General features: G+C 52.8%; 1 protein-coding gene. It reads left to right on the forward strand.

What is annotated here, in order from left to right; genetic code table 11:
- On the forward strand, nucleotides 1–254 hold a 254-nt coding region (locus AAHB90_RS32675), incomplete at both ends, for a condensation domain-containing protein (protein WP_342089517.1).

Below are 254 nucleotides of genomic sequence, written 5' to 3' on the forward strand. Positions count from 1 at the left end.
GCGGCTTTGGACCTGGGTGGGCAGATCAGCTTCTCCCCGGTAGGTTTTGAGCATAACAAATCGACTTTTGATATCAGCCTTTCAATCACCGAAACGGTGGAAGGGATCAAGGCGCACATTGAATATTGTACGGATTTATATACCGAGCAGACAATCGACCGCTTGTTCGGTCATTACCGCAGGCTGCTCGAATCGGTTTTGGCTTCGCCTGGCCAGCCAGTCAGCGGGCTTGAAATGCTCAGCGGTGCAGAGCG

It is taken from the genome of Dyadobacter sp. OTU695, assembly GCF_038440355.1.
Lineage (GTDB): Bacteria > Bacteroidota > Bacteroidia > Cytophagales > Spirosomataceae > Dyadobacter.